The sequence below is a fragment of the Chamaesiphon sp. genome, from assembly GCF_041738855.1.
Lineage (GTDB): Bacteria > Cyanobacteriota > Cyanobacteriia > Cyanobacteriales > Chamaesiphonaceae > Chamaesiphon.
This window is the reverse complement of sequence record NZ_JBGSPA010000136.1, coordinates 1-25,556: the sequence shown is the minus strand read 5'-3', so window position 1 is coordinate 25,556 and position 25,556 is coordinate 1. Positions and strand designations below refer to the sequence as shown.

The window sequence follows — 25,556 nt, the reverse complement described above, 5'->3', positions numbered from 1 at the left end:
CCGAACGTCGCCGGACTGGGAATCGCTAATTGCATTAAACAAACTAATAATAGCGGAAATTAATATGTTTAAGAAGATTTTGGCGGCAATAGATGGCTCGGAAATGAGCCATGATGTTTTTAAAACAGCACTCGATATTGCCAAGGCTGACAAAGCTAATCTAGTACTCTTGCATGTTCTATCTTTCGAGGAACAGAATACTCTCTCGATCCCGATGCCGACTGGGTTGGAGTATTTTCAAGCTGCGGATGGTGACACGCTGCAAATATATCGAGAACAGTGGCAAACTTACGAACAACACAGTTTGAATCTATTAAAATCGCTGGCAGATCGATCTACGACTGAAGGCGTAACAACTGAATTTCACCAGATCGCTGGTGGCCCCGGTCGCAAAATCTGTGAATTTGCTCAGTCAGAGGATGTCGATCTGATTGTGATGGGACACAGGGGCATTTCTGCTCTCAATGAGTTGTTGTTGGGCAGCGTCAGTAATTATGTCCTCCATCATACGCCTTGTTCTGTTTTGATGTACAAATAAGACCCGATTTACGATGGCAAAATGTCGATTTTCAGAATGAGAGGCTCTCGGTTACGATCGAACTAATTTAGTTGTGGCAACAGACTTATGGTTTCTCCAGTCGTTCGGCTAGAATCTACACAGCACGATCTCGTTGGCGAAGCCTCTCGGAACGAGAATCCTGTAGGCTTATCTGAGCGAGACGCAATCGCTAATCTCGATCGCGATGGCTACAATGAACTTCCCTCGGCTCAATCGCGGGGTATTTTATCGATCGCGTGGGACAGCATTCAAGATCCGATCTTTCTGCTCCTAGTCGGTGGTGCCATTATTTATTGGATTTTAGGCGACCTTCAGGAAGCCTTAATCTTACTAGGTTTCGTCGTCTTCCTCACCGCAATTAGTCTCTACCAAGAAGGTAAAACCGAACACGCGCTCGAAGCTTTGCCCGATCTTTCTAGTCCTCGTGCTTTGGTAATTCGAGATGGAAAGCGCAAGCGGATTGCAGGGCGAGAAGTGGTGCGGGACGATATTTTAATGCTAGCAGAAGGCGATCGAGGTGGAATATTAATTCATTTTGGACAAGGACATGATAGTAAATATGGAGAAGAAACAATAGCGGCGATACCGAAGAATGGAGTCAACATAATGGATAGAGGATTTTGCAAACTGGAAATAATCAAGAATCTAATTCAAGATAAAGAGCGATACTTTGTCTTGAGAATAAAGAATGATATGAGGAGAGCAGATGCAAGATAATGGTAAGTTTTCAGTAGGAACAGGAACAAAAAAAGTAGAATGCAGAATTATTAACTATTGCGATTTAGAAGAAAAAACTGAATTCAGACTAGCAACTAACTTACCAGAGATCGGAGAATTCGCAATAAGCAATGAAGAAATTGGAGAGTTTTATCGAAGTTGTTGGCAAATTAAATTACTGTGAAAGTTTTTGAAGATGTACCTAAAGTTGGATCGATTAATAACTAAAAATATTAATGTGATTGAGATTCAAATATGTTGCTGCTTGATGGGATACGTTGTCTTACAGCTTATAGAAATTCCTAAAGAATTTGGAGATAAGGCATTAGATAAATTGAGGTATTTGCAAGCTTTTATATGTGAAAATATTAGCTATGTACATTGGTTTAGAAAGATAGTATTTTAGCTGTAATAATAGCCTTTCATATGCATGGTGTAACCATTTATAGGAGGTGTGCGATCTAACATTCAACACTTCTGGGCGATCGAGCCTTCCCTCACAAACACTCTATTCGTCAATAAATCCGTCACCGTCACCGCAAATTCCACCGCAATCCGATCGATCCCTAACTCCCCTACTGGCTCCAATCTCGCCAAACAAACAGAATTACGGTCGCGTTCTAACGATCGATCGAATGTTTAGGATTGGGATTGCCCGATCGAGTCTAATTTGTCAAGGACGATCGGCTATAAATTTTGGTGATGTGGATGGGACTGACTAAATAAAGGTGATAAATTAGAAGAGAGTGAAACTAATCCGAATATCATGACACCCCGATCGAGGACAGGTAAACTAATACGTGGATTATTTGGGAGGTTTGGCAACAAGAACTTAGAACCAAGAGTTCCCAATCCAAATCCCCGCCAGACTGAGCCGTCATCCCAGTCAGAACTTGAGGAAAAAGAGTTTCCGATCGCCAGTCGATTTGATACTGATGATGAGGAGACAAATTGGGATGATGTCGAAACGATCGGCGATCGCACTCAAACTTGGGTGCAGCCGCTAGCGGGGAAAGTCCCCACTGCTCAACCGAGCGTCCCAGTACCAGCACGATCGACACAAATCGCTCTAGATCTCGATGATTGGGATGAGGCTCTACCCGCAGCGACTGTCAAAAGTAGCAATATTCAAGCAGCGCGCCGAGGCAACAATCTCAGCCCTGTGGCTCCCATTGATGATTTTTGGGATGATGACTATCCCAACCAAACAGGATCGCCGCGCAGTAATGTCTCAATCAATCCCTCCACACCTAAACCGATCGACCGCGCTCTTGGCATCTGGGCGGATACATTGCAGCAATTTCGGCGATTTCTACCACCACCGATTCGTCAGCTCTCTGATGCGATTCTGACCGCGATTGTGGTGATGTTCGTGACTGTCGGGATCTGGGTTGTGGATGGTTTTTTCGTACCTAGTGTCAAGCCTTCTGTAGCTACCAATCCACCCGCACAGATTGCGGCTCAACCCACCAATCTCCCAGCTCCGATCGATCGCGATCTCGCCCCAAGTCCAGAACAGCTATTTATCGATGCAATTGAGAGCCAATTGAGCGATATTACTAGTCAGTATCCTGATGATATTATTCAAACCTTAAATGTCGATATTGCCCGCGATCGCGTGGTCGTCCGACTCAATCCGATCTGGTATACGATCGCTGACGAGCAACAAGATAAATTAACCGATCGGATGTGGCTCCAAGCTCAGACCAATCATTTTAGTCGGTTAGCAATTGAGGATAGTCAAGGGGTCGCGATCGCGCGGAGTCCCGTTGTCGGCAAACATGCGATCGTTTTACAGCGGCGATCGAGCTAGGTAAAGCTTTTAGCTCAGCTACTGTTCTGTCGGTGTGGTACGGGTATAGTCTAGCAGTCCATCGATCGTGGCAGATATCCGCGCTATTCGGCTCCGCAACAGGGTTATTTGCCGTTGATTTGCTACCGTGAGCGCACCTGCCAAATCTTCTTCGATCCATTCAGAGAGATGGGTAATTGCACGCAGAGGTGCTTGGAGATCGTAGGCGACAATCTGCACAAAGTTACCCAGCTCTTGCACGTCGGCGATCGATTTGCCTTCGAGCCACTTACGTTCATTAATATCTCGAAAATAAATCCCCACTCCGGCGGTAGACGGATAAGCATGAACCTGGAACCAACTGCCAATTGGCTCATAAAATACCTCAAAATGTACCGCCACTCGATCGGTCACAGCCTGACGATATTGTCGATCGACAAAGTTATCTGCCGACTGGGGAAAAACTTCCCAATAGGTTTTACCCAAAAATTCTTCAGGTGCTAGACCGACTAGTCGCTCGATGACTTGACTTGCGGCAGAATTGGTGTAGACGATCCGCCAATCGCGATCGAGGCTGATATACGCATCGGTCATGCTTTCCCAGATCGTTGTAATTTGCTCGCTAGCTGCCTGTAATTGCTCCTGGCTATACTGCAATTGGAGCCGCAAGCGGGCATTCTCGATCGCACTGTGCATGGCTGAGATCAATAACTGTGGCGTACAGCTACCCTTGACTAAATAATCTTGGGCACCTAGTTTCATCGCTCGAACTGCAATACTTTCGTTGCCATACCCCGTCATCATCACCACAGGGGGACGACGATCGTCACTTTGCGCTGATATTGTTTCTAGAAATTTCAGCCCATCGCCGTCTGGGAGCAGATAATCGAGTAGGATCGCATCGATCGTTTCCGTACTGTATAGTTCCAGTCCCTCCGCCACCGATCCCGCTTCGATGATATCGTAAGCACGGCTTGAATCGCTCATCAGGTATTCTCGATATACCACTCGATTGTCTGGCAAGTCTTCAACAATCAACACCGTGAAGGTGGGGAGATTCATATTATTCAGGACAAGTAAGCTGTTATGCATGATAGATTAGCACAATCGATTTAGACTGTGCTCCCATAACCTAGCAGGTATTAAATATATTTACAATGTCACGTGTACTAAAACTTACACCTAGGCGATCGAATGTCAACATTCGATCGCTCGCTATCCATGAGACATCCTGCTAAAAAAGAGGGACAAGTTTCAGACTCATCCCTCTGTTGATGTGTAAGTAATCGATCGATCGACTATTTACTCAGTTTTCATATCGCGGAGACTACTGATATCGACTTCGATTGAAGGCCCCATCGTAGCAGAGACATACATACTGCGCCAGAAGCGACCCTTGGCTCCAGACGGGCGGTTGCGATCGATACTCTCTTGGAATGCCTTGAGGTTGAGCAGCAGGTCTTCAGGGGCAAATGCTGCCTTACCGAAAAGGATATGCACGATCCCAGATTTGTCAGCACGATACTCTAGTTTACCTGCTTTGAATTCGGCGATCGCGGCACCCAGATCGGTCGCTACCGTACCAGCTTTGGGCGAAGGCATCAAACCGCGTGGGCCGAGGACGCGACCGAGACGGGCGATTTGAGGCATCATATCGGGAGTGGCGATCAATAGATCGAAATCCATCATCCCGCCTTGAATTTCGGCGATTAATTCTTCCGAACCAGCGAGATCGGCACCTGCGGCGGTCGCTTCAGCTACTTTTTCACCACGGGCGATCACGGCGACGCGGATCGTTTGTCCGGTACCTTTGGGCAATGCTACAGTCGTCCGTAATTGTTGGTCGGTATACTTAGGATCGATACCCAGCCGGACGTGAACTTCGGCAGATTCAGCAAATTTAGCAGTTGCTGTCTCATTGATTAGTGCCATTGCTTCGAGCGGCTCATAAGCCCGATCCTCGATCTTTTTAGCCAATTCTTGATAACGACGCGAATACTTTTTGGTCATGATTGCTCCTGGGGTAAATAACGAGGGCTTGCCTCTCCCCCAAATATGGTGGATAAAAAACTAGTCAACGATTGCCACACCCATGTTCCGTGCGGTACCAGCTACGATCTTCATTGCTGCTTCGATGTCATTGGCATTGAGATCGGGCAACTTAGTTTGCGCGATTTCTTGCAGTTGGGCAGAAGTGATTTGACCGACTTTTTTCTTATTGGGTTCGTTGGAACCAATTTCGATTTTAGCGGCTTTTTTGATCAGTACGGAAGCAGGAGGTGTCTTGAGTACAAATGTAAAACTCCGATCTTCAAAGATCGAAATCTCGACTGGGATGACCGTGCCAGTTTGCTCGGCAGTTTTGGCATTATATTCTTTACAGAATGCCATGATATTCACACCGTGTTGACCCAATGCGGGTCCGACTGGCGGTGCGGGGTTAGCTTTACCAGCGTTGAGGGCTAGCTTAACAATTGCGACTACTTTCTTTGCCATTAGATGTGTGTATTAGCCCTGTCTTTGGACTTGATTAAATTCGAGTTCTACGGGGGTATCTCTCCCGAAGATAGAGAGCAAGGCTTTGAGTTTACTCCGTTCGGGGCTGACTTCAACGACCTCACCTGCAAAGTCCTTAAATGGACCAGACATCACCATTATTTTATCGCCTTCGGTCAGATCTGTCTTCACTACTGGCTCTTGTTCGAGAGCTTGTTTGAAGATCCGATCTGCTTCACCACGCGATAGAGGTAGTGGTTTGACGTGTCCGCGTCCGCGCCCGTAGCCGCGTTTTTGCTCCGAGCCGACAAAGTTGATCACGTTGGGGGTGTTTTTGACTACCTGCCATGCGTCATCATCCATCGACATACTCACCAATACATAGCCAGGGAAAACTTTTTCCTCAGCGGGGGTCTTGGTACCATCTTTTTTGAGTCTAATGGTGGGAGTTTGGGGGATCTCGATTTGGTAGATCCGCTCGCCCATGCCAAATGAGTGAATCCGTTGCAAGAGATCGATTTTGACGCGATTCTCACAACCAGAGGCGACTTGGACGGCATACCAGCGCGCTGGTTCTTGGACTTTGGTGCCAGCCTCGCGGTCTTGGCTGCTATCATCTAGCTCATCATCGATCGAACTCATACAAACACCTTACCAGCCGCCCAGCTAAAGAGGTTGTTGACTAAATAAATAGTCGTCGCCGACAAAGACACCATCGCGATGACGGCAAGGGATTCACTAATGAGCTGTTGACGACTGGGCCAAATTACTCTTGAGAGTTCGACTTTGCTGTCTTGGACGAGTTGAACTGGGTTGAATCCAGTCGATTCAGCAGTTGCTGGCTCAGTTCTTGATGGTTCGGATTTTTTGACCATAATCTCTGGCTCCTCTCAACGATAAGAGGATATGAGGTTAACAAACTACTAGTTTACCTGAAATTTTTACCTCTGGCGCGGGCGAATTGAGTCGATCGCTTGATGATAGCAGGGTGTCAACCTGCTGTTGTCGCTGCGAGGACGCGAGTAGCTGTGATGATTTGTCGCCAAATTCGGGAATACTCAAGTGGATGAAGCTCGAAATCCGCCAATTTTGCAGGTTGAGGCAGCGATTTGGTCATGAGGGGCGATCGCTCAGGGCAAGTGTCAATCGTCGATTGTTGTTGCTGCATCGACATCGTAGTCCTTGTCTGTACGTAAATTCACTGACTTAACAAAAATACACTCACCAGTATTTCCGTGGATCGACGCTGTTGGTAATCGAGGTGGGTAGAGAACAATGTAGCAGTAGAGAAAAACAAGTTGAGCACATCCCAGCCAGATTTATTTTTCCACTAACTTTCTGTTGTTCCGCTGCTAGACCTCCCTGTTGTGATTATGCCCACTCATCGTGCGGATTGCATCAATCACACAGCATCTATCTTAACCAAGGTTGCTCAAACGATGGCTACTCAAGCTTCTGCTCATTCCGAATCGATGTCCTTACTGATGAACTATTTTCAGCAGCCAAGTGTCAAGGTTCGCAATCAATTAGTTTTATTGAACGCCGGACTCGTCCGACAAATCGCTCATAGAATCGGTCGTCAATGTGCAGAACCCTATCAAGATTTGGAACAGATTGGTTATCTGGGATTGATCCGCGCCATCGAACGCTTCAATCCCCATCAAGGTTGTGCTTTTAGTTCTTTTGCCGTCCCTTACATCAGAGGCGAAGTGTTGCACTTCCTCCGCGACAAAAGTAGCGTCCTCAAAATCCCCCGTCGCTGGCAAGAACTCCAGAAAGAGGGCGAGAAAGTCCGTCAACAGCTTACAGCTAAGTTGGGTAGAAAAGTACGGGATGAAGAGATTGCGGCTGTCTTGAACGTATCTGTGAACGAATGGCGCGATACTCAAGCCGCCGAGCACAATCGTCAAGCTTTAAGTCTCGATGCTACTGTCGGACAAATGTTGGACTGTCCGGTGACTCTGGGCGAGAGTCTTCCAGATACACGCGAACAGCAACGTCAATATCTAGAGGAAGAACGCCAACAACTTGAAGGGGCGATCTCCGAACTCGAATCAAAAACCAAGCAAGCGATCGAGTTTGTCTATATTAAAGGACTGCCCCGCAAGGAAGCAGCCAAACGCATCGGTGTCAGCCCGATGACTGTCACCCGCCATCTCCAACGGGGCGTCAAGCAGCTATCGACTTTGCTTCAGCCAGAAGAGGCTGTCATGTCTTGACGATCGAAGTTACCTAGAGACTGAAGTCTCTGCTAGTGGTGCAAAGTCCGCCTACGCGGACTAAGATAGCAGTTGATGTAGGGTGTGTTAGGCTCAGCAATGCGCCATCCGTAAGCTTTGCCGAGGGTTTAGCGGCTCGTGCTCCTCTCTGGTCGGGTGACTCGACCAGTTGGCTTTGCCGTAAGCGCAAGGCGCAGGCTCTCGGTTACGCGTAGCGTCTCGCAGAGAGGGTTTGCGGATGCAATCACGCGGAGGAACCCTGGTGCATGTGTTGCACCAAGCAGCGAGACAGCGATTCGCGCTCCTCGGCAAAGCCGAGGGTTTAGCGAATCAAGACAAGACAGCGCATCAGCGCAGCATCGACCTGGAGAAAACCTCCAGGTCGATGCTTCAATACAAGACAGCCGTAACGCACCAAACGGTTATTTGTCATATCTGCCGATCGCTAGACTTACCCGATCGCCATCGAGTACCTATTCTTCACTACTTTTGGGCAAAATCCAAAACCGATAAACCAGATACAAGATGACCCCAAAAACCGCAAGGGTGATTAAAGATGCGATCAGTTGAAAGACAGTTTTGATCAGTGTCAGACTCAACAAACCACCACCTGCGATCGCGAGTAATTTACCACTTGCTGGAATCCCCTGAAACCAACTCAAGAACTGCTGATAGCCTCGCCCAAGGGCATCCATCCCCACAGGAGCATCAACTTCAATTTGGTTGAGCGACTCAGATCCTGGCGATCCTGATGTTGCTCGTTCGATCTCGATCTTCAAATCTTGGAAGCGACTTTTCCAGTCTTGGGGCTGTGGGGATGTCATGTCAAGGGATTAAAGGGTAGAGGTGGGGAGGAGGTAGCTAAATCGAGCGTTTTACTGTTGTACCTCGTCGGCAATCATAAATTCTGTCCGGTGGGGAACTAAAAGCGATCGAAACGATAGTTGGGATCGAACTCCGCACGACTAATGTAGCGATGTTTGCGATCTTATCAGTTTTTTAGTCTTGGATGACTTCGACTGCAACTACATCGATCGTATCTGGGGGAGTGTCGCGCACTAGTTTACCGCGATCGACTGTGAGCAATTCACCACAGTTGGTACATTGAATCTCACTGCCATTGATGCCTTGCAAGCTATAGTTGCAGACTGGACACTGGGCGGCAACGATGCTGCGGCGCAACCACCAGACAAATCCCAGTATCCCGACAACTGGGGCGAGAATCACTAATCCGATCGCGATCGAGGCAAATTTTACGACCCATCCTAATCCTAGACTACCCAACAACAGACAGATTGCCACAATTGTCAGCCAGGATTGGACGCCAGGTAGCTTGACTTGAAATAAATTTGGGCTGTTATTGTTCACTCACTATAGCTCCATATAACTTGAAGCCTTGTCTGTTTCGACCTGAGTCATTACTGAATCGAGTAGGTCGAGAGTCGCTCCACTCTCTAGTTTATCAGGAATATCCAATGACTGTCCGATCTCGGTGGCTGAGTCTTTGGTACGAGCAGTCGATGGACACCACCGATCGCTCGTTTTAGGTACAAAATTAAAGTCCGCACCTGCGGACTTGGCGGTCGTCAGACCGTTGCCGCAATTGGGTCTATTTGGTAACTTTCCCATCAGGCAGCACCTGGCTATTTAGCAATTAAATCGGGACGATCTAGCGATCGCCAAGATCGACTATCGATACTATTTATCTATGCGTTACGAGTAACTAAACCCCAGAGGAAGATCGCTACCATTGCACCTAGTACCGCAAATATTAATGACGGAATTAATGCTCCCGTTACAGCTCCTGATGAAGCAATAACAAACTTTCCAGTCGTGACTAGTGTATATAAAGTCCCCCCAATAAAGGCACCCACAATCCCAAGTACCATCGTCGCTAGCAAGCCACCGCCTTGAGAGCCAGGATAGATCGCTTTGGCAATCGCGCCAGCAATCAGACCGAGTACTACCCAACCAATAATGTTCATAATCTTAACTCTCCGTCGTTAGATTTTGGATCGATACTTTAATGTTACCGATTTTAATTCAGTATTAGAGACACCCTGGTGATCGGTTTCCCCTATTTTAACCGATCGGTTGAGTCGCGATCTCATTAACGCGATCGATTCTTAACTTTTGGCTCCAAATCCACTCTTTTTCGGCTGAGATTTTGGTCGAGCTTTCTCTTTAGTTACTTCTCCGACTGCTGATTGAAACAACTCATGTAAGTGGATGGGCACGCTGGCTAGATCTGGCAGATCTGGCTCCAGATATTTATTAAATTTGGTCAGGATGGCGTCGAGGTCTGTAGCTAAGTTAAAATTGGGCAAGTCCAGCGTTTGTCGGAGTGCGGTTGGCAACTGGTGGGGATACTGTGCTGCCAATCTGCGCCACACAAAAGCGTTCAACTGCGGATCTGCCAGACATTTGTGGATAAACTTGAGATCGCTGGCGGTATACTGCGGATCTTCAGGTGAGAGCAAGGTTTTGAGTCGCGGATATTCCGCCAAGAACATCTGTCCCCAGTAATGATGACTGAGCGCAGTCACCGCAGTTGCCGTTTTCAGATGTGCGGGGAGTTCGACCTGGGGTGATACCATCTTCCCGATGGCGGTTGTCTGCCCCTTGGCGGTATCAGCGTCGGACAATCCGAGAGTTGTAGTCAAAGCTGTTAAATCCTCGGCCGCCATTCCCGCATCGGTGGCTAGCTCGGCTAGAGATTTGGACTTGTCTACTCCGGTTGCCGCTAGTTGCTTGTCTACCATCCACGCCTGAAACTCACCAATCCGAGCTTGCAGTTGAGCACCTGCGAGGGTCACTTCGTCACTCCCAAAAAATTCGACAAACCGATCGTGATAGACTGCTACTGATTCCCACGCTGCGGCCAACTGTTGCGGAGCATCGCTGTAGAGATAATGCGGATAATTTTGGCGAAAGGCACCGATGGCGACGGCTAATTTGGGTCTGCCGATGCTGCCCAATGTTACCCACGGCGTCAAGATCGCCCAATCGATATCGACGATCGGACTAAGCTGTGCGATGATGACTTCACCTACCTTGAGCCGACTCATGGCTGTCTGGGCGGCGAGATCGGTAAACTGAATCCGGTAATGCTTGGCAGTCAGCCAATTCATCACTTCCACACCATTGGGAAATATTTGGACGATCGCGAGTAATCCTATAAAGCTACGTCGCCAACTGTCAATCAGCTTACGATCTGCTAAGGTCAAATCTGACTGACTGGCAAGGAATAATTCTAGCGGTGTTTTGCCATCGACTTCACCCTCGATCGCAAATCGATGCACGAGTAGTTTGCGCTGTCCTGAGTCTAGTTGCGGGTTCCGAGTCAATTGCCGAGCTGTAAAGCGTTCCCAGCTAGTTGCCATGCTCGATCGATCCTGTTCGATCGAGTCAATAATCATCACCCATAGCTCACCAGCACGCACAAACAGAGGATCGAACATATTTTAGTCCTAAATAAACATCAAAATTAGGGATAAATTCAGATTCTTCCTAGATCCCTCTTTTCATTGTCCTAATGTACAGCTCAAATTTTGGCGATGCCTTGGCAATATTTATGTTCAGTAGTTCAATGCAACGATCGATTCGAGTGATAATGCTTGAAACCTAGTTGGTGGAATGGGCGGGTCACCCGACCAGCCGCAGTGCCCACTCTACACTGAGACTCACCATTCACCATTCACCATCCCCACCTAGCAGCAAGGAGCTACTGACTACACTGTCAATAACTCCTTGTTGATGTGATTATTCTTCAGGGGTGGCTGGACGGATTTGCTCTAATTCATGGCATTCGTCGGAAACCAGCGGCTCAGCATTGCCACGATAGACAGAAGCTAGTTTCTGACTGATTGAAGCAATACTTTCTAGACGTACCATTTCTTCCCAAGCTGAGACTTCATCGTCTTCATCAGTCTCATAGCGGATCGTGACTAGATCGCCTTCAATGTCGGTGATGCGGGCACGTTCGATCCACCGTTGCTGATCCCGCAGAAAAATACACACTTCGCGACCATCTTCACACATTTGATAAAGCTTGCGATGTAACATAAGAAACTCTCCTAAACAAATAAATCTGGCGTGGAAGTGGAAATCTAGAGATACTACCGATGTTATTTCTAGATTAGCTTTCCCAAAATTAGCTAGAAACGATCGGGTATTAGCCCACGTTTCACAAACGGTTTAGTTGAGGAACTTAATGTCAGCATCCAGCCAAGATTTGAGGATTGCATTTGTCGATTCACTGAGGGAGAGGCTCCGCCAACGGTGATAATTTTCGATTAGATGATAATTATCCGATCCAAACATCGAATCTGTCATTACTACTGGTGATAGTTCGCCTGACTACAGAGGCTTTGAATTACCCGATCGATATTATCGAACAGCGATCGTGTAGCCTATATAACTATAATACCCGTTTGCTCGTCTCTTTGCTTATTCGGCGAGGGTGTAATTACTGCCAATCCGCAGATATCTAGTCAGAGCGCGTCCTACCACTGTCTAGCCCTAAATCATCCTACTCTTACCCACAAAAAATCACATGTTTACCGTTACCAAACAGTCTCAAATCGAGCCAATCTATGTTTTAAATGATACTCAAGCGCAGAGTTCGTTGACTGTTTTCCCCGATCGCGGTGGGATTGCCACTAGTTGGCGTGTGGGCGATCGCGAGTTATTGTATTTGGATACCGATCGGTTTACCGATCCGAGTTTGAGTGTCCGAGGTGGCATCCCGATTTTGTTTCCCATTTGTGGCAACTTACCGGACAATACTTACCAGATTGGGGAGCAGCAGTACTCACTCAAGCAACATGGCTTCGCCCGTGAATTGCCTTGGACAGTCAGTAGTCAGTCCAGCACCACCGCTGCTAGTCTGACAGTAGTCTTGGAGAGCAATGAGGCGACGCGCCAAGTCTATCCTTTTGATTTTGTTGTCAGCTTCACCTATCAGATCCAGGGCAATAAATTGGTCATTGACCAAACATATACCAACAAGTCAGATACACCGATGCCCTTTAGTACTGGTTTGCATCCATATTTTGCCGCACCAGCTAAAGATCGCCTGACATTTGATATCGCCGCCGACAGTTATCAAGAAAAGCAAACGGGAGCAATCCACCCATTTGCGGGCGAGTTTGATTTTAGTCAAGCTGAAATCGATGCCGCATTTACCAATGTCACGGCAACTACAGCGACAGCTATTGACGCTAGCCAAAAGCTCACCCTCACGATGACGACGAGTGCCGATTATCATACCGTCGTATTCTGGACTGTCAAAGGCAAAGACTTTTACTGCTTGGAACCTTGGACGGCTCCCCGCAATAGTCTGAATACAGGTGTCGATCTCCTGCATATCGCTCCAGGTGAGACGATGACTAGTAGTGTTGCCTTTGTCGCGAACTTTACTTAAAACTTAGAGTTGCAGAAATTTAGGTAGCTATGCTATCTTAATAAAGGTCTGGTTATACCAGATCGATGGGACGCTAGCTCAGTGGTAGAGCATTCGGCTTTTAACCGATTGGTCCCGAGTTCGACCCTCGGGCGTCCCACTACTTAGATCGGGTAAGCATTGTCAGGGGAGTAGTTTAGATACTATTCCCCTTTTGCATAGCTGCGGTACCAGTCAGCCAACAGTCTTGATCGCCAAACTACCAGACGCGATCATGTAAATTTTATTTACCTCAGGGTGTATCAACACTCACAGATCTTTGGTAAAGTATCTTTAGTTAAGAATCATAATTTGTCGCTGCTCGATCGCGACAGGCTCTGTCAGCGAATAGAGATCGAATCTTAAAGATTTAAAAAATATAGGAGGGATTTCTAATGGCACTCGTCCCATTGCGGCTTTTGCTGGATCACGCGGCTGAAAACAGCTACGGCATCCCCGCATACAACGTCAACAACATGGAGCAGATCCAAGCAATCATGCAGGCTGCTCAAGAGACTGACAGTCCAGTCATCCTACAGGCATCCCGTGGAGCCAGAAACTATGCTGGTGAAGCATTCCTGCGCCACCTAGTGCTAGCCGCTGTGGAAACTTATCCCAATATTCCCATCGCCATGCACCAAGATCATGGTAACAGTGCTGCAACTTGCTACTCAGCAATGAAACAGGGCTTTACTAGCGTCATGATGGATGGCTCCTTGGAAGCGGATGCCAAAACTCCAGCCAGCTTCGAGTATAACGTTGAGATTACCCGTCGGGTCGTCGAAGTCGCTCACGCGATCGGCGTCAGCGTCGAAGGCGAACTCGGTTGTCTGGGTTCACTCGAAACTGGGATGGGCGAAGCTGAAGACGGACATGGTTTTGAAGGTGCGTTGTCTCACGACCAACTGCTCACCGATCCTGATGAAGCAGTCCAATTTGTCGAAGCTACTGGTGTCGATGCGCTCGCAGTGGCGATCGGTACTAGCCACGGTGCTTACAAGTTTACCCGCAAACCAACTGGGGAAATCCTCGCCATCAGCCGGATCGAAGAAATTCACAACCGTCTACCCAATACTCACCTAGTCATGCACGGTTCTTCTTCTGTTCCTGAAGATTTACTCGCATTGATCAATCAGTACGGTGGTAAGATTCCTGAAACTTATGGTGTACCTTTAGAAGAAATTCAAAAAGGGATCAAATGTGGCGTGCGGAAAGTCAACATCGACACCGACAACCGTCTGGCGATCACCGCAGCAGTCCGTGAAGCTCTAGCAGCCAAACCTGAAGAATTTGACCCTCGTCACTTCATGAAACCATCGATCAAATACATGCAGAAAGTATGTGCAGAACGCTATAACGCGTTTTGGTCTGCTGGTAATGGTAGCAAAATCAAAACTGCATCCTTGGAAGAGTTTGCAGCTAAGTATGCTAAGGGTGTCTATCCTGCGCCTAAAGTTACTGTTAGCGTCTAATGCTACTTAATTAAAGTAGGTTAAAATATCAACCCGACTTCTTTCTAGAAGTCGGGTTAATTGCATTTGATTAAGTGAGTTACAATTTTATCAACTAGCGACCCTGAGTTGTATTAGTTATTTAAACTGATGGCAGATCGAGGGCTTTTGATGAGAATTGGATTTTGATTACTAGCGATAAAGACTTTGGAGATAAAGTCTTTCGAGAACAGCGACCTCATCGAGGCGTTATTTTACTGAGAATTGAAGATGAACGATCTGCTAACAAAATTGCTCTTTTACAAAACTTGTTTACAGAATACCCCGAACAGTTATCCGATCGCCTTTACCGCTGTCGAACGGTCATTTGAGTCATCTCGACAAGCATAACGATCGGCAAAGTCGCGAATAACTGCTATGATGAACACGATCTTATCCTTCACAACAACAAGGCTAAAGAATAATATGGCGCAAGCACCTGTAGCTCCGGTGGTGCTAGTAATTCTAGACGGTTGGGGATACCGTCCAGATATTCACGGCAACGCGATCGCACAAGCTCAAACCCCAATTATTGACAGTCTCTGGACGGCTTATCCACATACTCTGATCGATACATCTGGACGCGCAGTAGGATTACCAGATGGACAGATGGGTAATTCGGAAGTCGGGCATCTCAACATCGGTGCGGGGCGGATCGTCCCGCAGGAGTTGGTGCGGATTTCTGATGCAGTCAAAGACGGGAGTATTTTGACCAACTCGGCTCTAGTCAAAGTTTGTGAAGATGTCAAGCAGCGTCAGACCAAGCTACATATTTTGGGACTCTGCTCGGATGGTGGGGTGCATTCACACCTAGAGCATCTGATTGGTTTGTTGCAACTAGCCCGAGAGCGCGATCTCACGGAAGTTTGCATTCATGTGATTACTGACGGACGCGATACCGATCCGCGCGATGGCTTGTTGGCTGTTCAAAAAATTGAAGAGGCGATCGCTCAAATCGGCGTCGGGAAGATCGTTACAGTGAGCGGACGCTACTATGCACTCGATCGCGATCGTCGCTGGGATCGAGTCAAGCTGGCTTATGATGTGATGATCGACCCAGGCGAGGGGAGTGGACAAACGGCAACTGCCGTCCTCACCGCTAGCTATGCTGACGACAAAACTGATGAATTCATCAGCCCCACCAGAATCGCTCCAGGTGCCATCGAATCTGGTGATGGCGTTATTTTCTTTAATTTCCGACCCGATCGCTCTAGACAGCTCACTAGTGCCCTAGTGAGCACCGCATTTACTGGCTTCATTCGTACTCAAATTACACCACTGACCTTCGCCACATTTACTCAATACGATTCGACACTACCCGTATTAGTTGCTTTTGAACCACAGCAGTTACAAAATATGCTGGGAGAAGTCATCGCCGCGCAGGGTTTACAACAGTTTCGAGTAGCCGAAACCGAAAAATATGCTCACGTTACCTACTTTTTTAACGGCGGTAGGGAAGAACCATATCTTGGGGAAGATCGGGATCTGATTCCCAGTCCGCAGGTGAGTAGGTACGATCGCGCTCCGGCAATGTCTGCGGCGACCGTGACCGATGTCGTGCTTGCCGCGATCGCCAAGCAGATCTACACTCTGATCGTGGTCAACTATGCCAATCCTGATATGGTCGGACACACTGGCAAGATGGCACCAACGATTCAAGCGATCGAAGCTGTAGATGGCTGTATCGGTAGGTTGCTAGCTGGGGTGGGTAAAGTCGGTGGGACGACGATCGTCACCGCCGATCATGGTAATGCTGAGTACATGTGTGATGAACGGGGCAATCCCTGGACAGCCCATACTACCAGCCAGGTACCACTAATCCTGATCGAAGGGGAACGTCGTCAATTGCCAGGACATGGTACTGATGTCGAACTCCGCACGGATGGTAAATTGGCAGATCTCGCACCGACGATTCTCGAAATTCTCCAGATTCCTCAGCCTGTAGAAATGACTGGTAAGTCGATGATCTTACCGACTCTAGTCGAGTTCCAGCACACGCGATCGCCGATGCGGGTAGGTGTGTAGGCTCGCAAATTTTGAGCGAGGGAGTCAGGCTCGATCTAGGTACTCAGGGTCGGTTATCGGTGTAAACACGTGCCACCGATGGTTACCCTCATCAACTCTCAAATCCTTGCCAAGATCGAGATACAATAGATGAGAGATTATTACGGTTTAGAATTGCTACATGAATATCGTTAATGTAATTGAGAGTATTTGGTGTCTGTCTGCATTTGGTTTGACAGCAATGGTACTGCTACACAGCCCCAAAGGGGATGGTATTGGGGGCATTGGCGGTCAGGCGCAGTTATTTAGTAGTACCAAAAGTGCCGAAAGCAACCTCAATCGGATTACTTGGGGTTTATTTCTAGTATTTATTACGCTCACAATTATTCTCAGTGCTGGTTGGTTGTCCACAGCATCAGTTGCACCAGTTGTCGCACCGCCAGTGGTTGGTAATTAGCAAACAGTGGGCAGTTACCCAACTTGTTGAATTGGCGCGAGAACCTCACTATACAGACGTTCGATCCGATCGATATTACTTTTGAGGGTATAACTCGTCAACACTCGCTGACGGGCAGATTTGCCCAGAATCTCGACCCAGGCAGGATGTTCGCGGAGCACAGGGAGGAGGGTACGGAGTTGACCAGAAACACCTTGAGTATTGATGACGACTCCAGCACCACCACTAATCACCGAAGCATCTGCACCTGCATCAGTAGCTACACAAGCTAATCCGCAAGACATCGCTTCTAGTAAAGACAATGACAAACCCTCTACTAAAGAAGGCAAAATAAACACATCAGCACCTCGCAAAATCTCGATCCGACGGGCATCATCTCGAATTGCGCCCAACCAAATCACACCATGTTCGATATTGTAAAATGGTTCGAGATTGGGTCTCAGTGGACCGTCGCCAACTAATAATAACTTGCAACCATAGTTGCTCATATTGCAGTATTTCCAAGCTTTAAGTAGAGATTCAACATTTTTTTCAGTCGAGATCCGTCCCTGATAAACGTAGATTTGCCGAGCATTAAACTCAGCTTTAATATTACTCATCCCTGGCGTATATTTTTGCTCATCAACACCATTGGGAATGACGATCAGCCGTTCGCGCGATACGCCTAGTTTGACTAATAAATCTTGCTGCTCTTCACAAAAGATAATCGTGCGATCGTATCTAGCAAGAAATGGTGCATACAGTTGATACGCTAGTAACTGGGTAGTCGAAGTGACATTTCGCCGTTTGCCATCATAAGGTGTATGAAAGGTCGAAATCAGTGGTAAATTTAGTTCTTGGCAAATTTCTGGGAGTAGAAAATCCAGCGGTGATAAACTTAGTGAAGCATGAACGATATCTGGTTTGCGACGACGGAGCGATCGTTCGAGTACCCGTTTAGCCCTAATAGTAGGAATTGTATATACTTGGGATTTGTAGAGAAACGGTAGTGGCACTTCATCGCCATCAGCTTTGGTGTCAGCAAAGTGCATGAAACTTACTTTGTGACCACGATTAGTTAAGGCACTAGTAATTTCTCGACTATAGGTAACATTGCCACAAAAAGGCGTTTTTTTTCCTAGCCACGCAATATGCATTTTTTGTTAAACCGATCGGGACTTTAGTAAACTTGGATATTAAGAGTTAAATATTTAGTAATTCCTAAATATACCAGCAAAGTCTACTAGCGCACTAGATCGGTTGTGACAGGTGAGCTACTGTCACTAGATGGCGGGGGAGTTGTTTGGAGCGAGCACAAAGTGAAATGGCGGTGAATTAGGGGGTAGACTTGGCGGGTAGCTCTAGGGGAATAGTCCCCAATACTCCAGTCCGAAAGTCATTGAGAATTAGGTGCGACGTGCGTTCGAGATCGCCGCGATATTTATCATTGGCGAGATTGTGCAGGTACTCTTCGCCGCTCAAAGATGTCGGTACAGAGCCATATCGAGCATTGAATCCGTCGATATAGCCCAACTCCTGACACAGTTCGATCAAGGCTGCTGCCATACTTTGTCTGTCATAACCAGCTTCCCCAATATCATCGCAGATCGCTAGCTTTACCGCCGCTTCGCGATCGTTCAACCGTCCAGGAATAATCCCTGGCGCGTCCAATAGCTCCAACTCATCAGAAATTCTTACCCAGCGGAGGGATCTTGTGACACCCGCACGTCTGGCACTTTCCACCACTCGTTTATTCAGCAGTCGATTGATCAGGGCTGATTTACCGACATTGGGGAAACCGATGACGACAGCGCGCACAGGACGCGGCAGCATTCCACGTTCTTTCCGTTTTTGATTGATGGCGATACCTGTTAATTGCGCTGCTTTGGAGATGGCGACTACCCCCGTTCCTTTTTGAGCGTTGGCAAAAAATGGCTGTTCGCCTTGAGATAGAAACCATTCAGTCCACAATTCTCGCACTGTTGGCGGGATCATATCGACCCGATTGAGGATTAATAATTTGGGTTTATTGCCAATCCAGGTAGATAGGAGTGGATGATATGTCGCGAATGGAATCCGCGCGTCCCGCACTTCGAGCACGACATCAACTTTTTTGACTTGCTCTTGTAGTTGACGCTCGGCTTTGGCAATGTGCCCTGGATACCATTGGATTGCAGGTAAGGTCATGATCTGGTTAACAGTTATTCAGTTACCAGTTTAACCGCTCGGATCGATCGCGAGTTGAGCGATCGCCATTGGACGGACTCAGAATACAGATGAAGTTGGCGATCTCTCAGATTTAGTTGGATCGCAGAGCGGTTGAGATTGTGATTAAAATGTATTGCGACGCAGTTTAGCGCATGAGATCCCCGATTCGATCTAGATATTGTAAATATTTTAGTATTTTGCCGCTCATCAGATCGCTCTTCTTTCATAATAAAGGGTTGAGGTGTCTTGCTGTCGATCGTCACCAATCCGATCTGAGATTCCAGACACATAAGAGAACTTGCTAAAAATGACTCAACAAACAGTAATAATTACCGGAGCCTCATCAGGGGTAGGCTTATACACCGCCAAAGCGATGGCACAACGGGGTTGGCAGGTGGTGATGGCTTGTCGGGATCTGCCCAAAACCGAGACAGCCGCACGAGCTGTCGGGATGTCTTCAGCTAGTTATAGTATTTTGCCCATCGATCTAGGATCGCTGGCAAGCGTCAGGAAATTCGTGCAGGATTTCAGAGCTACAGGTAAATCTCTAGAGGCTTTGGTGTGTAATGCAGCCGTATATCTACCCCTGCTCAAAGAACCAATGCGATCGCCAGAAGGCTATGAGTTGAGCGTTGCTACCAATCATTTTGGTCATTTTCTGCTGGCTAATCTGCTGCTAGACGACTTAAAAGCTGCCGCTGGAGTAGATAAACGTTTGATTATTTTAGGTACCGTCACAGCCAATTCTAAGGAGCTAGGCGGCAAGATTCCGATTCCTGCACCAGCGGATCTCGGCGATCTTCAGGGGTTGGCGGCTGGGTTCAAAGCACCGATTGCCATGATTGACGGCAAGCCATTTAAAGCGGGCAAAGCTTACAAAGACAGTAAACTGTGCAATATGATGACGAGTCGTGAGTTGCATCGTCGGTATCACGATGCGACGGGGATTGTGTTTAATACGCTCTATCCTGGCTGTGTCGCCGATACGCCGTTGTTCCGCAATAGCTACCCATTATTCCAAAAGATTTTCCCCTGGTTTCAGAAAAATATTACCAAGGGTTATGTAACTCAAGAGCTAGCTGGGGAACGGGTGGCGCAAGTAGTCGCCGATCCTGAATTTAAGCAATCTGGGGTGCATTGGAGTTGGGGTAACCGTCAAAAAGTCGGCGGTAAATCATTCGTGCAGGAGTTATCGGACAAGGCTAGTGATGATAAAGCCATCCGCATGTGGGAATTGACTGAGAAATTGGTAGGCTTAAACAGTTGACAGTTGACAGTTGACAGTTGACAGCATTGATAATTTGGTTTTTAGATTTGGTGCGCTCGCGCTGTCGCTAACACACCCTACATCAACTAAACCCGTCGAAGACGGAGCGCAAGCCGCTGTCAACTATTTACAGGATCGAGCCAACGTAATATTTCGCGCTTGAGTTGGTATAAATCGCGGTTCACTTCCCGATCGATCCATTGTCTGATCGCATCAAAAGGTGTAAAACTTTGAGGAGTCGATTGCCATTGTAGGAAGTTCTGTCCTAATGGGGTAATGTGACTACCATTAATAACCTGCGTCGAAACTTTACCTGGAAAAATTTTGGTGAGTAGCTGACCTAAAGTATATGATTGGTCGATCGTGTCATTATTAAATTTAATAATCAGGTTGTCACTGACATCATAATATTCGGCAATCAAATCGAGTGTTTCTTGGGGATTGGGCGTGAATTCCATAGTGAATTCCTGGGGCATTTGTCCCATCAACGGTACGGCATCCCGCGCCGAGAAGTTATTAAATGAAATTAAGATATTTCCCGATCGCTTGACATCGTACATACTTCCGATCAGCAGATGCAGCTTGCATCCCATACTATGACCGACACCATAAACTGGTAAGGAAGTAGGTAAGTAGCGACGATTTTGCAGCAATTCTAAGGTATCTTCAAAACTATTGTAGACATCACTCGCGATCGCGCGGTGATCGAAGGTATTGATAAATGGCGTCGCGATCGTCACATACCCCTGTTTGCCCAAGTCTTCTAATAATAATCGATAGGTCAAATGTGGAGCCGCTGCGACAAATGCACCACCCAAAAAATGCACGATCGCCCGTGGCTGACGCGGGATATAAACCCAATTACCAGAAATTTCTTGCCAATCCATTGCCGTTGTTGCTTGGTGAGTTAGAAGTAACCAAAAAAGCTATCGTAGTCGAGATCGCTGTCTTCACTATTGTAAGTGCTCCGCTCGGCAAATTCATTGGGGGTGCGCTCGTCGCTCCAACCCCACCAAGCTTTGCCACATTGACACAGATAAAATTCTTGCCACTTGCGTTTGCGATTTTCGACAAATACGGGCGAACGACGATCGATCCAAGCAGCATTAGCGGTGGACGAGCTAGCGCGACAGTTGGGACAACAAAATCCCTCCGCGTGAGTAGCGATCTCTCTCCAATCTGGTGGTGTAGGGCTAAAAGCTTCCATGTGTGGCGATCTGTAGGCGGGTAGTAGCGGGAGCCGCAAGGCTCCAAGTCAGTGAGCTAGACGATCGGGAGCGAATCAAACTACAGCTACATTAGCTACAGCCCAATATTGTCCTACCGATATAATAAGTAGTCTAACGAGGATCTGCCGCAGCTAGTTAAATTGGTACGATCTAGGGAGCTACATCAGTAGCCGACCGATTAGATTAATTAAATCCTTATGACAACTGTGACTGCGATCGCTGATGCTCCCGATCTGACCCCTGATGCCTATCTGGTGATCGGTGTGGCTACTTGCTTCTTCCGCGACGATGATGGTGTGCGCGAACTCAAAATCATCGAACCAATCCCTTCATCTGCTCTAGAAGCCCTGCTCAAGGGGATTCCCACCTCTTATCAGATCGCCGCTGCCACGACTCTGGGCGCACTGATTGCTGGCGATGTCCCGCAAATCCCCGCGAACTTTCCAGCCGATTGTCAGCTAGGCAACGAATTTGCTTACCGTTGTATCGCCACCGCCCGGACCTACAAAAGTCACCCTCAAGCTCAAGTGCATATCGCTCCAGGGGAAAGTTATACCAGCTTTAACTACTCCACCGAGCGGAAGCGGGTACTCAATGCCGATCGAGTCGTCACCAAAGATGATAACGTCAAGCAACACGCATACACTCATCAAAAACTCTAATCAGTGGGTTGCTGTTACTCTTAGATCTGGTGCGTTACGGCTTCCGCCTCACACACCCTCCAATTTGGCAGCAACTCTCTCGTGCTGGGAAGCTCAGACTAGAACTGTCGGCGCGAGAAAATCATCGTCGTCGCGAGCAATAATATCCCCATATAAAGTACTGCATATCCAGCATTGAGCAAGAGAGCGTCCGGCTGGGGTAAGATGCCATAGACAGCATCATTTTTGAGATCCAGTCGCGACAAATCTGGTAAGACGAGATATAAATTGTCTGTGAGTTGTTGAAAACTGGGATTTTTGGTGACCCCTGCCAACTTCACCATCCCTTCGCTGAGATGTCCAGCTAGATATAACGAAAAAGTCAACAGGATCGCCAAGAGCGAACTTGTGAATACACTAAAAAATAACGCAGCAGCCACCAATAGACACAGTTCCAGCCACAGGAAAAATGCGGTAATCACCAGCGGCACTAGTTGGTAACTAATCTGGGATAAGCTGAGTACGAGCAGATAAATCGCGGTCATCCCCGCGACCAAAATTGCTAATACGGCGGATAAACCTAAATGTTTGCCGAGAATAAATTCCATACTGCTAATCGGCTTGGTGACGATCGTAAAGACAGTCCGCTTTTCGATCTCTTTGTCGATCGAACTCGTCCCTACAAAAATCGCGATGACCACTCCGAGTAAGCTCGAACTAGCAGTGCCAAAATCAGTCATGATTTTGTCCTGTGCAGCACCAGAGATGGATGGCAAGATCCGCCATGCTGCCAACATCAGCACCGCATAAAAGCCGATCGTCAAGAAGATTCGAGCGCGCATCACTTCTCGAAACACATTACTGGCTACTGCCCAAATCCGAATTAAACTCATTTTTTTTAGATACTGTCTAAACGATCTGACACCAGCATAATAATAGATCTCATCCCCAATCTGGCGATCGAGGATGATATTGACAAACTGGTACTAATGAATGCAATTAACCAAATAATATTACCTCTGGTTCATAATACCCAAATAGATGACCGACAATCGCAACCGAACATCCGTTTGAAGTGTAAGATGTAAAAGTCATTTGCGATCGTTACCACTCTGTAGGCTATGAATGCTGATTCCTCTTCTATCTCATCCACACTGAACACTCAGGAAACAGCAGATCCGATCTCCGCGAACCCACCAGAACGACCAAAATTGCAAATTCGACTCAAGCAGGAAGATGGAGTGGTGAAGTTGATCTTGCCGACAGAAGCAGAGACTCCTGCTTCGGCAAGTTGGAACGATCTGTGGGAGCAGCTTCAGCAAAGACTTCAAGCTGGTAAAAGGTTTTGGCAACCATTGACGATGGTACATCTAGTCGCGCAAGATCGACTCCTCGATGCCAGACAACTACAAGGGATTGCTGATGCGTTGAGTGATGTCGCCCTCCAACTCCAACTCGTCTCTACCAGCCGCCGCCAAACCGCTGTTGCGGCTGCCACAGCAGGCTACTCAGTCTCCCAGCAATCAAAGATCGCACCCTTGATACCGCAATCGACTGAAGATGCCGCACCACTTATCGCCGAACCGATCTACCTGCAAATGACCGTCCGATCGGGCATGGACATCCGCCACCAAGGTACAGTGATTATCATGGGCGATGTCAATCCTGGCGGCGAAATTTTTGCAGCGGGCGATATTATTGTATTAGGTAAATTGCGGGGCATCGCTCATGCTGGCTATCCCAATAATCCACAATGTCTGATCGTGGCACTCCAGATGGAACCTACCCAATTGCGAATAGCCGATCGCGTGGCGCGGGCACCCGAAACCCCACCCCCGCAGTTTGAACCAGAAATAGCCTACGTCACCCCACAAGGAATTCGGATTGCCCGCGCCAGCGATCTCAAAAATACCTCCTACCTGCGCGAGTTAGCTCTACCAAGCTCTCAGCGATCTGACTGAATATTTGCACGCAAGTCGTACAAGCTCGTAACCAATAAGCGAATTTTTATCATAAATAATAAATAATTCACAATCTATAATTCATGACTCGTATTATTGTAATTACTTCCGGTAAAGGTGGCGTGGGTAAAACCACTGTCACAGCGAACCTGGGCATGACTCTAGCCAAGATGGGGCATCGAGTCGCCTTGGTAGATGGTGACTTCGGATTGCGAAACCTCGATCTGTTACTGGGATTGGAAAATCGCGTCGTATATACCGCCGTCGAAGTGCTGGCGGGTGAATGTCGGCTCGATCAAGCATTGGTGCGCGATAAGCGTCAGCCAGGACTGGTGCTACTCCCGGCCACCCAAAATCGCAAAGCTGAGATGATCACCCCCAACCACATGAAGTGGATGATCGGCGAACTCGCACCGCAGTTTGATTTTGTGTTGATCGATAGTCCAGCGGGCATCGAAATGGGTTTCAAAAATGCGATCGCCGCAGCTCAAGAAGCACTGATCGTCACGACTCCAGAGATCTCCGCCGTCCGCGATGCCGATCGCGTCATCGGTTTACTCGAAGCGAGTAATATCAGTCCCGCCCGACTGATCGTCAATCGGCTGCGTCCAGCGATGGTCGAAGCCAGTGAGATGATGTCCGTAGAGGATGTCAGTGAAATTCTCGCCGTCCAATTGATCGGTGTCGTTCCTGAAGACGAACGGGTGATCACTTCTACCAATCGCGGCGAACCATTAGTATTGGAGGCTAATTCTAGCTCTCGTGCCGCTCTGGCTTTTTCAAACATCGCCCATCGTCTCTGCGGTGAAAAAACGCCATACTTAGATCTCAGTGTCGATCGTGATAATTTATTGACACGACTACGCAAAATCTTTGCCAAATAGCAATACATCGAGTAGCTACAAATGACTTAGATCGCTGTCAGGATACCATTAAGTCGATCGAAAGTGATTTAATAGTAGTATCTAGTGCGATTCGTTTTCTCGAAACTGAGTAATCAGGGGATGAGAAGCTTCTGTTAAGTAACCCTAACGGGTAGAGTTCGCACTTTAATTCTTAACAGATGACAACTATATAACCTTATTGGTGAGTGG

The 25,556-nt window shown here is 47.6% G+C and carries 32 protein-coding genes, 1 tRNA gene and 2 pseudogenes; 17 read left to right on the top strand and 18 right to left on the bottom strand.

Going from position 1 to position 25,556, the window contains the following annotated elements:
• The 6 genes and pseudogenes from ACEW9I_RS13445 to ACEW9I_RS13420 all read left to right on the top strand — a co-directional run.
• Positions 1-538: universal stress protein (locus tag ACEW9I_RS13445; RefSeq protein ID WP_373540840.1), on the top strand; the 538-nt coding region annotated here is incomplete at its 5' end.
• Positions 539-625: 87 nt separating this feature from the next.
• A pseudogene (locus ACEW9I_RS13440) lies at positions 626-1,075 on the top strand (cation-transporting P-type ATPase); the annotation flags it as partial.
• Complete coding sequence (locus tag ACEW9I_RS13435) at positions 1,055-1,276, top strand: transposase (protein WP_373540843.1); 222 nt, start codon at positions 1,055-1,057, stop codon at positions 1,274-1,276. The pseudogene ACEW9I_RS13440 and the gene ACEW9I_RS13435, both read left to right, overlap by 21 nt.
• Complete coding sequence (locus tag ACEW9I_RS13430; protein WP_373540839.1) at positions 1,266-1,460, top strand: hypothetical protein; 195 nt, start codon at positions 1,266-1,268, stop codon at positions 1,458-1,460. The genes ACEW9I_RS13435 and ACEW9I_RS13430 overlap by 11 nt, the downstream gene beginning before the upstream one ends.
• Before the next feature lie 270 nt (positions 1,461-1,730).
• Positions 1,731-1,919, top strand: a complete 189-nt coding sequence (locus tag ACEW9I_RS13425; protein WP_373540838.1) for a hypothetical protein — start codon at positions 1,731-1,733, stop codon at positions 1,917-1,919.
• Between the two features lie 123 nt (positions 1,920-2,042).
• The gene (locus ACEW9I_RS13420; protein WP_373540837.1) at positions 2,043-3,089 is read left to right on the top strand and encodes a hypothetical protein; all 1,047 of its coding nucleotides are present in this window, start codon (positions 2,043-2,045) and stop codon (positions 3,087-3,089) included.
• Between the two features lie 18 nt (positions 3,090-3,107).
• Here the strand turns inward: ACEW9I_RS13420 and ACEW9I_RS13415 are convergent, their stop codons facing one another.
• The 6 genes from ACEW9I_RS13415 to ACEW9I_RS13390 all read right to left on the bottom strand — a co-directional run bounded on the left by ACEW9I_RS13415 (position 3,108) and on the right by ACEW9I_RS13390 (position 6,681).
• Complete coding sequence (locus ACEW9I_RS13415; RefSeq protein ID WP_373540836.1) at positions 3,108-4,160, bottom strand: response regulator; 1,053 nt, start codon at positions 4,158-4,160, stop codon at positions 3,108-3,110.
• 210 nt (positions 4,161-4,370) lie between these two features.
• Entirely contained in the window at positions 4,371-5,078 is a 708-nt protein-coding gene (gene rplA / locus ACEW9I_RS13410) for a 50S ribosomal protein L1 (protein ID WP_373540835.1), read from the bottom strand.
• A gap of 60 nt (positions 5,079-5,138) precedes the next feature.
• Positions 5,139-5,564: a 50S ribosomal protein L11 gene (rplK, locus tag ACEW9I_RS13405; RefSeq protein ID WP_373540834.1), complete on the bottom strand. Its 426-nt coding sequence runs from the start codon at positions 5,562-5,564 to the stop codon at positions 5,139-5,141.
• Between the two features lie 12 nt (positions 5,565-5,576).
• Positions 5,577-6,206, bottom strand: a complete 630-nt coding sequence (nusG, locus tag ACEW9I_RS13400) for a transcription termination/antitermination protein NusG (RefSeq protein WP_373540833.1) — start codon at positions 6,204-6,206, stop codon at positions 5,577-5,579.
• Positions 6,203-6,439 carry a preprotein translocase subunit SecE gene (gene secE / locus ACEW9I_RS13395; protein ID WP_373540832.1) on the bottom strand — a complete coding sequence of 79 codons (237 nt, stop codon included), beginning with the start codon at positions 6,437-6,439 and terminating at the stop codon, positions 6,203-6,205. The genes nusG and secE overlap by 4 nt, the downstream gene beginning before the upstream one ends.
• Positions 6,440-6,555: 116 nt before the next feature.
• Positions 6,556-6,681 (bottom strand): hypothetical protein, encoded by a 126-nt coding sequence (locus ACEW9I_RS13390; protein WP_373540831.1) that lies wholly within the window; start codon positions 6,679-6,681, stop codon positions 6,556-6,558.
• Positions 6,682-7,003: 322 nt separating this feature from the next.
• Here ACEW9I_RS13390 and ACEW9I_RS13385 point away from each other — a divergent pair, with 322 nt between their 5' ends.
• Positions 7,004-7,783: a sigma-70 family RNA polymerase sigma factor gene (locus ACEW9I_RS13385; RefSeq protein ID WP_373540842.1), complete on the top strand. Its 780-nt coding sequence runs from the start codon at positions 7,004-7,006 to the stop codon at positions 7,781-7,783.
• A gap of 473 nt (positions 7,784-8,256) precedes the next feature.
• Here ACEW9I_RS13385 and ACEW9I_RS13380 read toward each other — a convergent pair whose 3' ends face one another.
• From ACEW9I_RS13380 to ACEW9I_RS13355, 6 genes are all read right to left on the bottom strand, one after another.
• Positions 8,257-8,607 (bottom strand): hypothetical protein, encoded by a 351-nt coding sequence (locus tag ACEW9I_RS13380; RefSeq protein WP_373540830.1) that lies wholly within the window; start codon positions 8,605-8,607, stop codon positions 8,257-8,259.
• Positions 8,608-8,782: 175 nt separating this feature from the next.
• Complete coding sequence (locus tag ACEW9I_RS13375; RefSeq protein WP_373540829.1) at positions 8,783-9,151, bottom strand: hypothetical protein; 369 nt, start codon at positions 9,149-9,151, stop codon at positions 8,783-8,785.
• Positions 9,152-9,154: 3 nt separating this feature from the next.
• Positions 9,155-9,412 (bottom strand): hypothetical protein, encoded by a 258-nt coding sequence (locus ACEW9I_RS13370; protein ID WP_373540828.1) that lies wholly within the window; start codon positions 9,410-9,412, stop codon positions 9,155-9,157.
• Positions 9,413-9,489: 77 nt separating this feature from the next.
• A complete protein-coding gene (locus tag ACEW9I_RS13365) occupies positions 9,490-9,768 on the bottom strand; it encodes a GlsB/YeaQ/YmgE family stress response membrane protein (RefSeq protein ID WP_373540827.1) in 279 nt (92 codons plus the stop codon).
• Positions 9,769-9,909: 141 nt separating this feature from the next.
• Positions 9,910-11,244 carry a hypothetical protein gene (locus tag ACEW9I_RS13360; protein ID WP_373540826.1) on the bottom strand — a complete coding sequence of 445 codons (1,335 nt, stop codon included), beginning with the start codon at positions 11,242-11,244 and terminating at the stop codon, positions 9,910-9,912.
• Between the two features lie 301 nt (positions 11,245-11,545).
• Complete coding sequence (locus ACEW9I_RS13355) at positions 11,546-11,848, bottom strand: DUF6679 family protein (RefSeq protein ID WP_373540825.1); 303 nt, start codon at positions 11,846-11,848, stop codon at positions 11,546-11,548.
• A gap of 490 nt (positions 11,849-12,338) precedes the next feature.
• Here ACEW9I_RS13355 and ACEW9I_RS13350 point away from each other — a divergent pair, with 490 nt between their 5' ends.
• The 6 genes and pseudogenes from ACEW9I_RS13350 (at position 12,339) to secG (ending at position 17,177) form a co-directional block, all read left to right on the top strand.
• A complete protein-coding gene (locus tag ACEW9I_RS13350; RefSeq protein ID WP_373540824.1) occupies positions 12,339-13,208 on the top strand; it encodes an aldose epimerase in 870 nt (289 codons plus the stop codon).
• Positions 13,209-13,275: 67 nt separating this feature from the next.
• Positions 13,276-13,347, top strand: a tRNA-Lys gene (locus ACEW9I_RS13345).
• Between the two features lie 274 nt (positions 13,348-13,621).
• Positions 13,622-14,698, top strand: a complete 1,077-nt coding sequence (fba, locus tag ACEW9I_RS13340) for a class II fructose-bisphosphate aldolase (protein WP_373540823.1) — start codon at positions 13,622-13,624, stop codon at positions 14,696-14,698.
• Positions 14,699-14,850: 152 nt separating this feature from the next.
• A pseudogene (locus ACEW9I_RS13335) lies at positions 14,851-15,048 on the top strand (DUF5615 family PIN-like protein); the annotation flags it as partial.
• Between the two features lie 94 nt (positions 15,049-15,142).
• Positions 15,143-16,741 carry a 2,3-bisphosphoglycerate-independent phosphoglycerate mutase gene (gpmI, locus tag ACEW9I_RS13330; RefSeq protein ID WP_373540841.1) on the top strand — a complete coding sequence of 533 codons (1,599 nt, stop codon included), beginning with the start codon at positions 15,143-15,145 and terminating at the stop codon, positions 16,739-16,741.
• A gap of 160 nt (positions 16,742-16,901) precedes the next feature.
• Positions 16,902-17,177 (top strand): preprotein translocase subunit SecG, encoded by a 276-nt coding sequence (secG, locus tag ACEW9I_RS13325; protein ID WP_373540822.1) that lies wholly within the window; start codon positions 16,902-16,904, stop codon positions 17,175-17,177.
• A 14-nt stretch (positions 17,178-17,191) separates the two neighbouring features.
• Here the strand turns inward: secG and ACEW9I_RS13320 are convergent, their stop codons facing one another.
• The 3 genes from ACEW9I_RS13320 to ACEW9I_RS13310 form a co-directional block, all read right to left on the bottom strand.
• Entirely contained in the window at positions 17,192-18,313 is a 1,122-nt protein-coding gene (locus tag ACEW9I_RS13320; protein WP_373540821.1) for a glycosyltransferase family 4 protein, read from the bottom strand.
• Between the two features lie 178 nt (positions 18,314-18,491).
• On the bottom strand, positions 18,492-19,343 hold the full coding sequence (ylqF, locus tag ACEW9I_RS13315) for a ribosome biogenesis GTPase YlqF (protein WP_373540820.1): 852 nt from the start codon (positions 19,341-19,343) through the stop codon (positions 18,492-18,494).
• A 14-nt stretch (positions 19,344-19,357) separates the two neighbouring features.
• Positions 19,358-19,654 carry a hypothetical protein gene (locus tag ACEW9I_RS13310; protein ID WP_373540819.1) on the bottom strand — a complete coding sequence of 99 codons (297 nt, stop codon included), beginning with the start codon at positions 19,652-19,654 and terminating at the stop codon, positions 19,358-19,360.
• A gap of 17 nt (positions 19,655-19,671) precedes the next feature.
• Between ACEW9I_RS13310 and ACEW9I_RS13305 the strand changes: the two genes are divergently transcribed.
• Positions 19,672-20,631, top strand: a complete 960-nt coding sequence (locus tag ACEW9I_RS13305; protein WP_373540818.1) for a protochlorophyllide reductase — start codon at positions 19,672-19,674, stop codon at positions 20,629-20,631.
• A gap of 119 nt (positions 20,632-20,750) precedes the next feature.
• Here the strand turns inward: ACEW9I_RS13305 and ACEW9I_RS13300 are convergent, their stop codons facing one another.
• On the bottom strand, positions 20,751-21,518 hold the full coding sequence (locus tag ACEW9I_RS13300) for a DUF1350 family protein (RefSeq protein WP_373540817.1): 768 nt from the start codon (positions 21,516-21,518) through the stop codon (positions 20,751-20,753).
• 20 nt (positions 21,519-21,538) lie between these two features.
• Positions 21,539-21,838, bottom strand: a complete 300-nt coding sequence (locus ACEW9I_RS13295) for a hypothetical protein (RefSeq protein ID WP_373540816.1) — start codon at positions 21,836-21,838, stop codon at positions 21,539-21,541.
• A 219-nt stretch (positions 21,839-22,057) separates the two neighbouring features.
• On the opposite strand from ACEW9I_RS13295, the gene ACEW9I_RS13290 reads away from it, so the two are divergent.
• Positions 22,058-22,522 carry a hypothetical protein gene (locus ACEW9I_RS13290; RefSeq protein ID WP_373540815.1) on the top strand — a complete coding sequence of 155 codons (465 nt, stop codon included), beginning with the start codon at positions 22,058-22,060 and terminating at the stop codon, positions 22,520-22,522.
• A 98-nt stretch (positions 22,523-22,620) separates the two neighbouring features.
• Here the strand turns inward: ACEW9I_RS13290 and ACEW9I_RS13285 are convergent, their stop codons facing one another.
• Positions 22,621-23,394, bottom strand: a complete 774-nt coding sequence (locus tag ACEW9I_RS13285) for an ABC transporter permease (protein ID WP_373540814.1) — start codon at positions 23,392-23,394, stop codon at positions 22,621-22,623.
• A 228-nt stretch (positions 23,395-23,622) separates the two neighbouring features.
• Between ACEW9I_RS13285 and minC the strand changes: the two genes are divergently transcribed.
• A complete protein-coding gene (minC, locus tag ACEW9I_RS13280; RefSeq protein ID WP_373540813.1) occupies positions 23,623-24,462 on the top strand; it encodes a septum site-determining protein MinC in 840 nt (279 codons plus the stop codon).
• Positions 24,463-24,545: 83 nt separating this feature from the next.
• Complete coding sequence (minD, locus tag ACEW9I_RS13275) at positions 24,546-25,346, top strand: septum site-determining protein MinD (RefSeq protein ID WP_373540812.1); 801 nt, start codon at positions 24,546-24,548, stop codon at positions 25,344-25,346.
• The last annotated feature ends 210 nt before the right edge of the window (positions 25,347-25,556 follow it).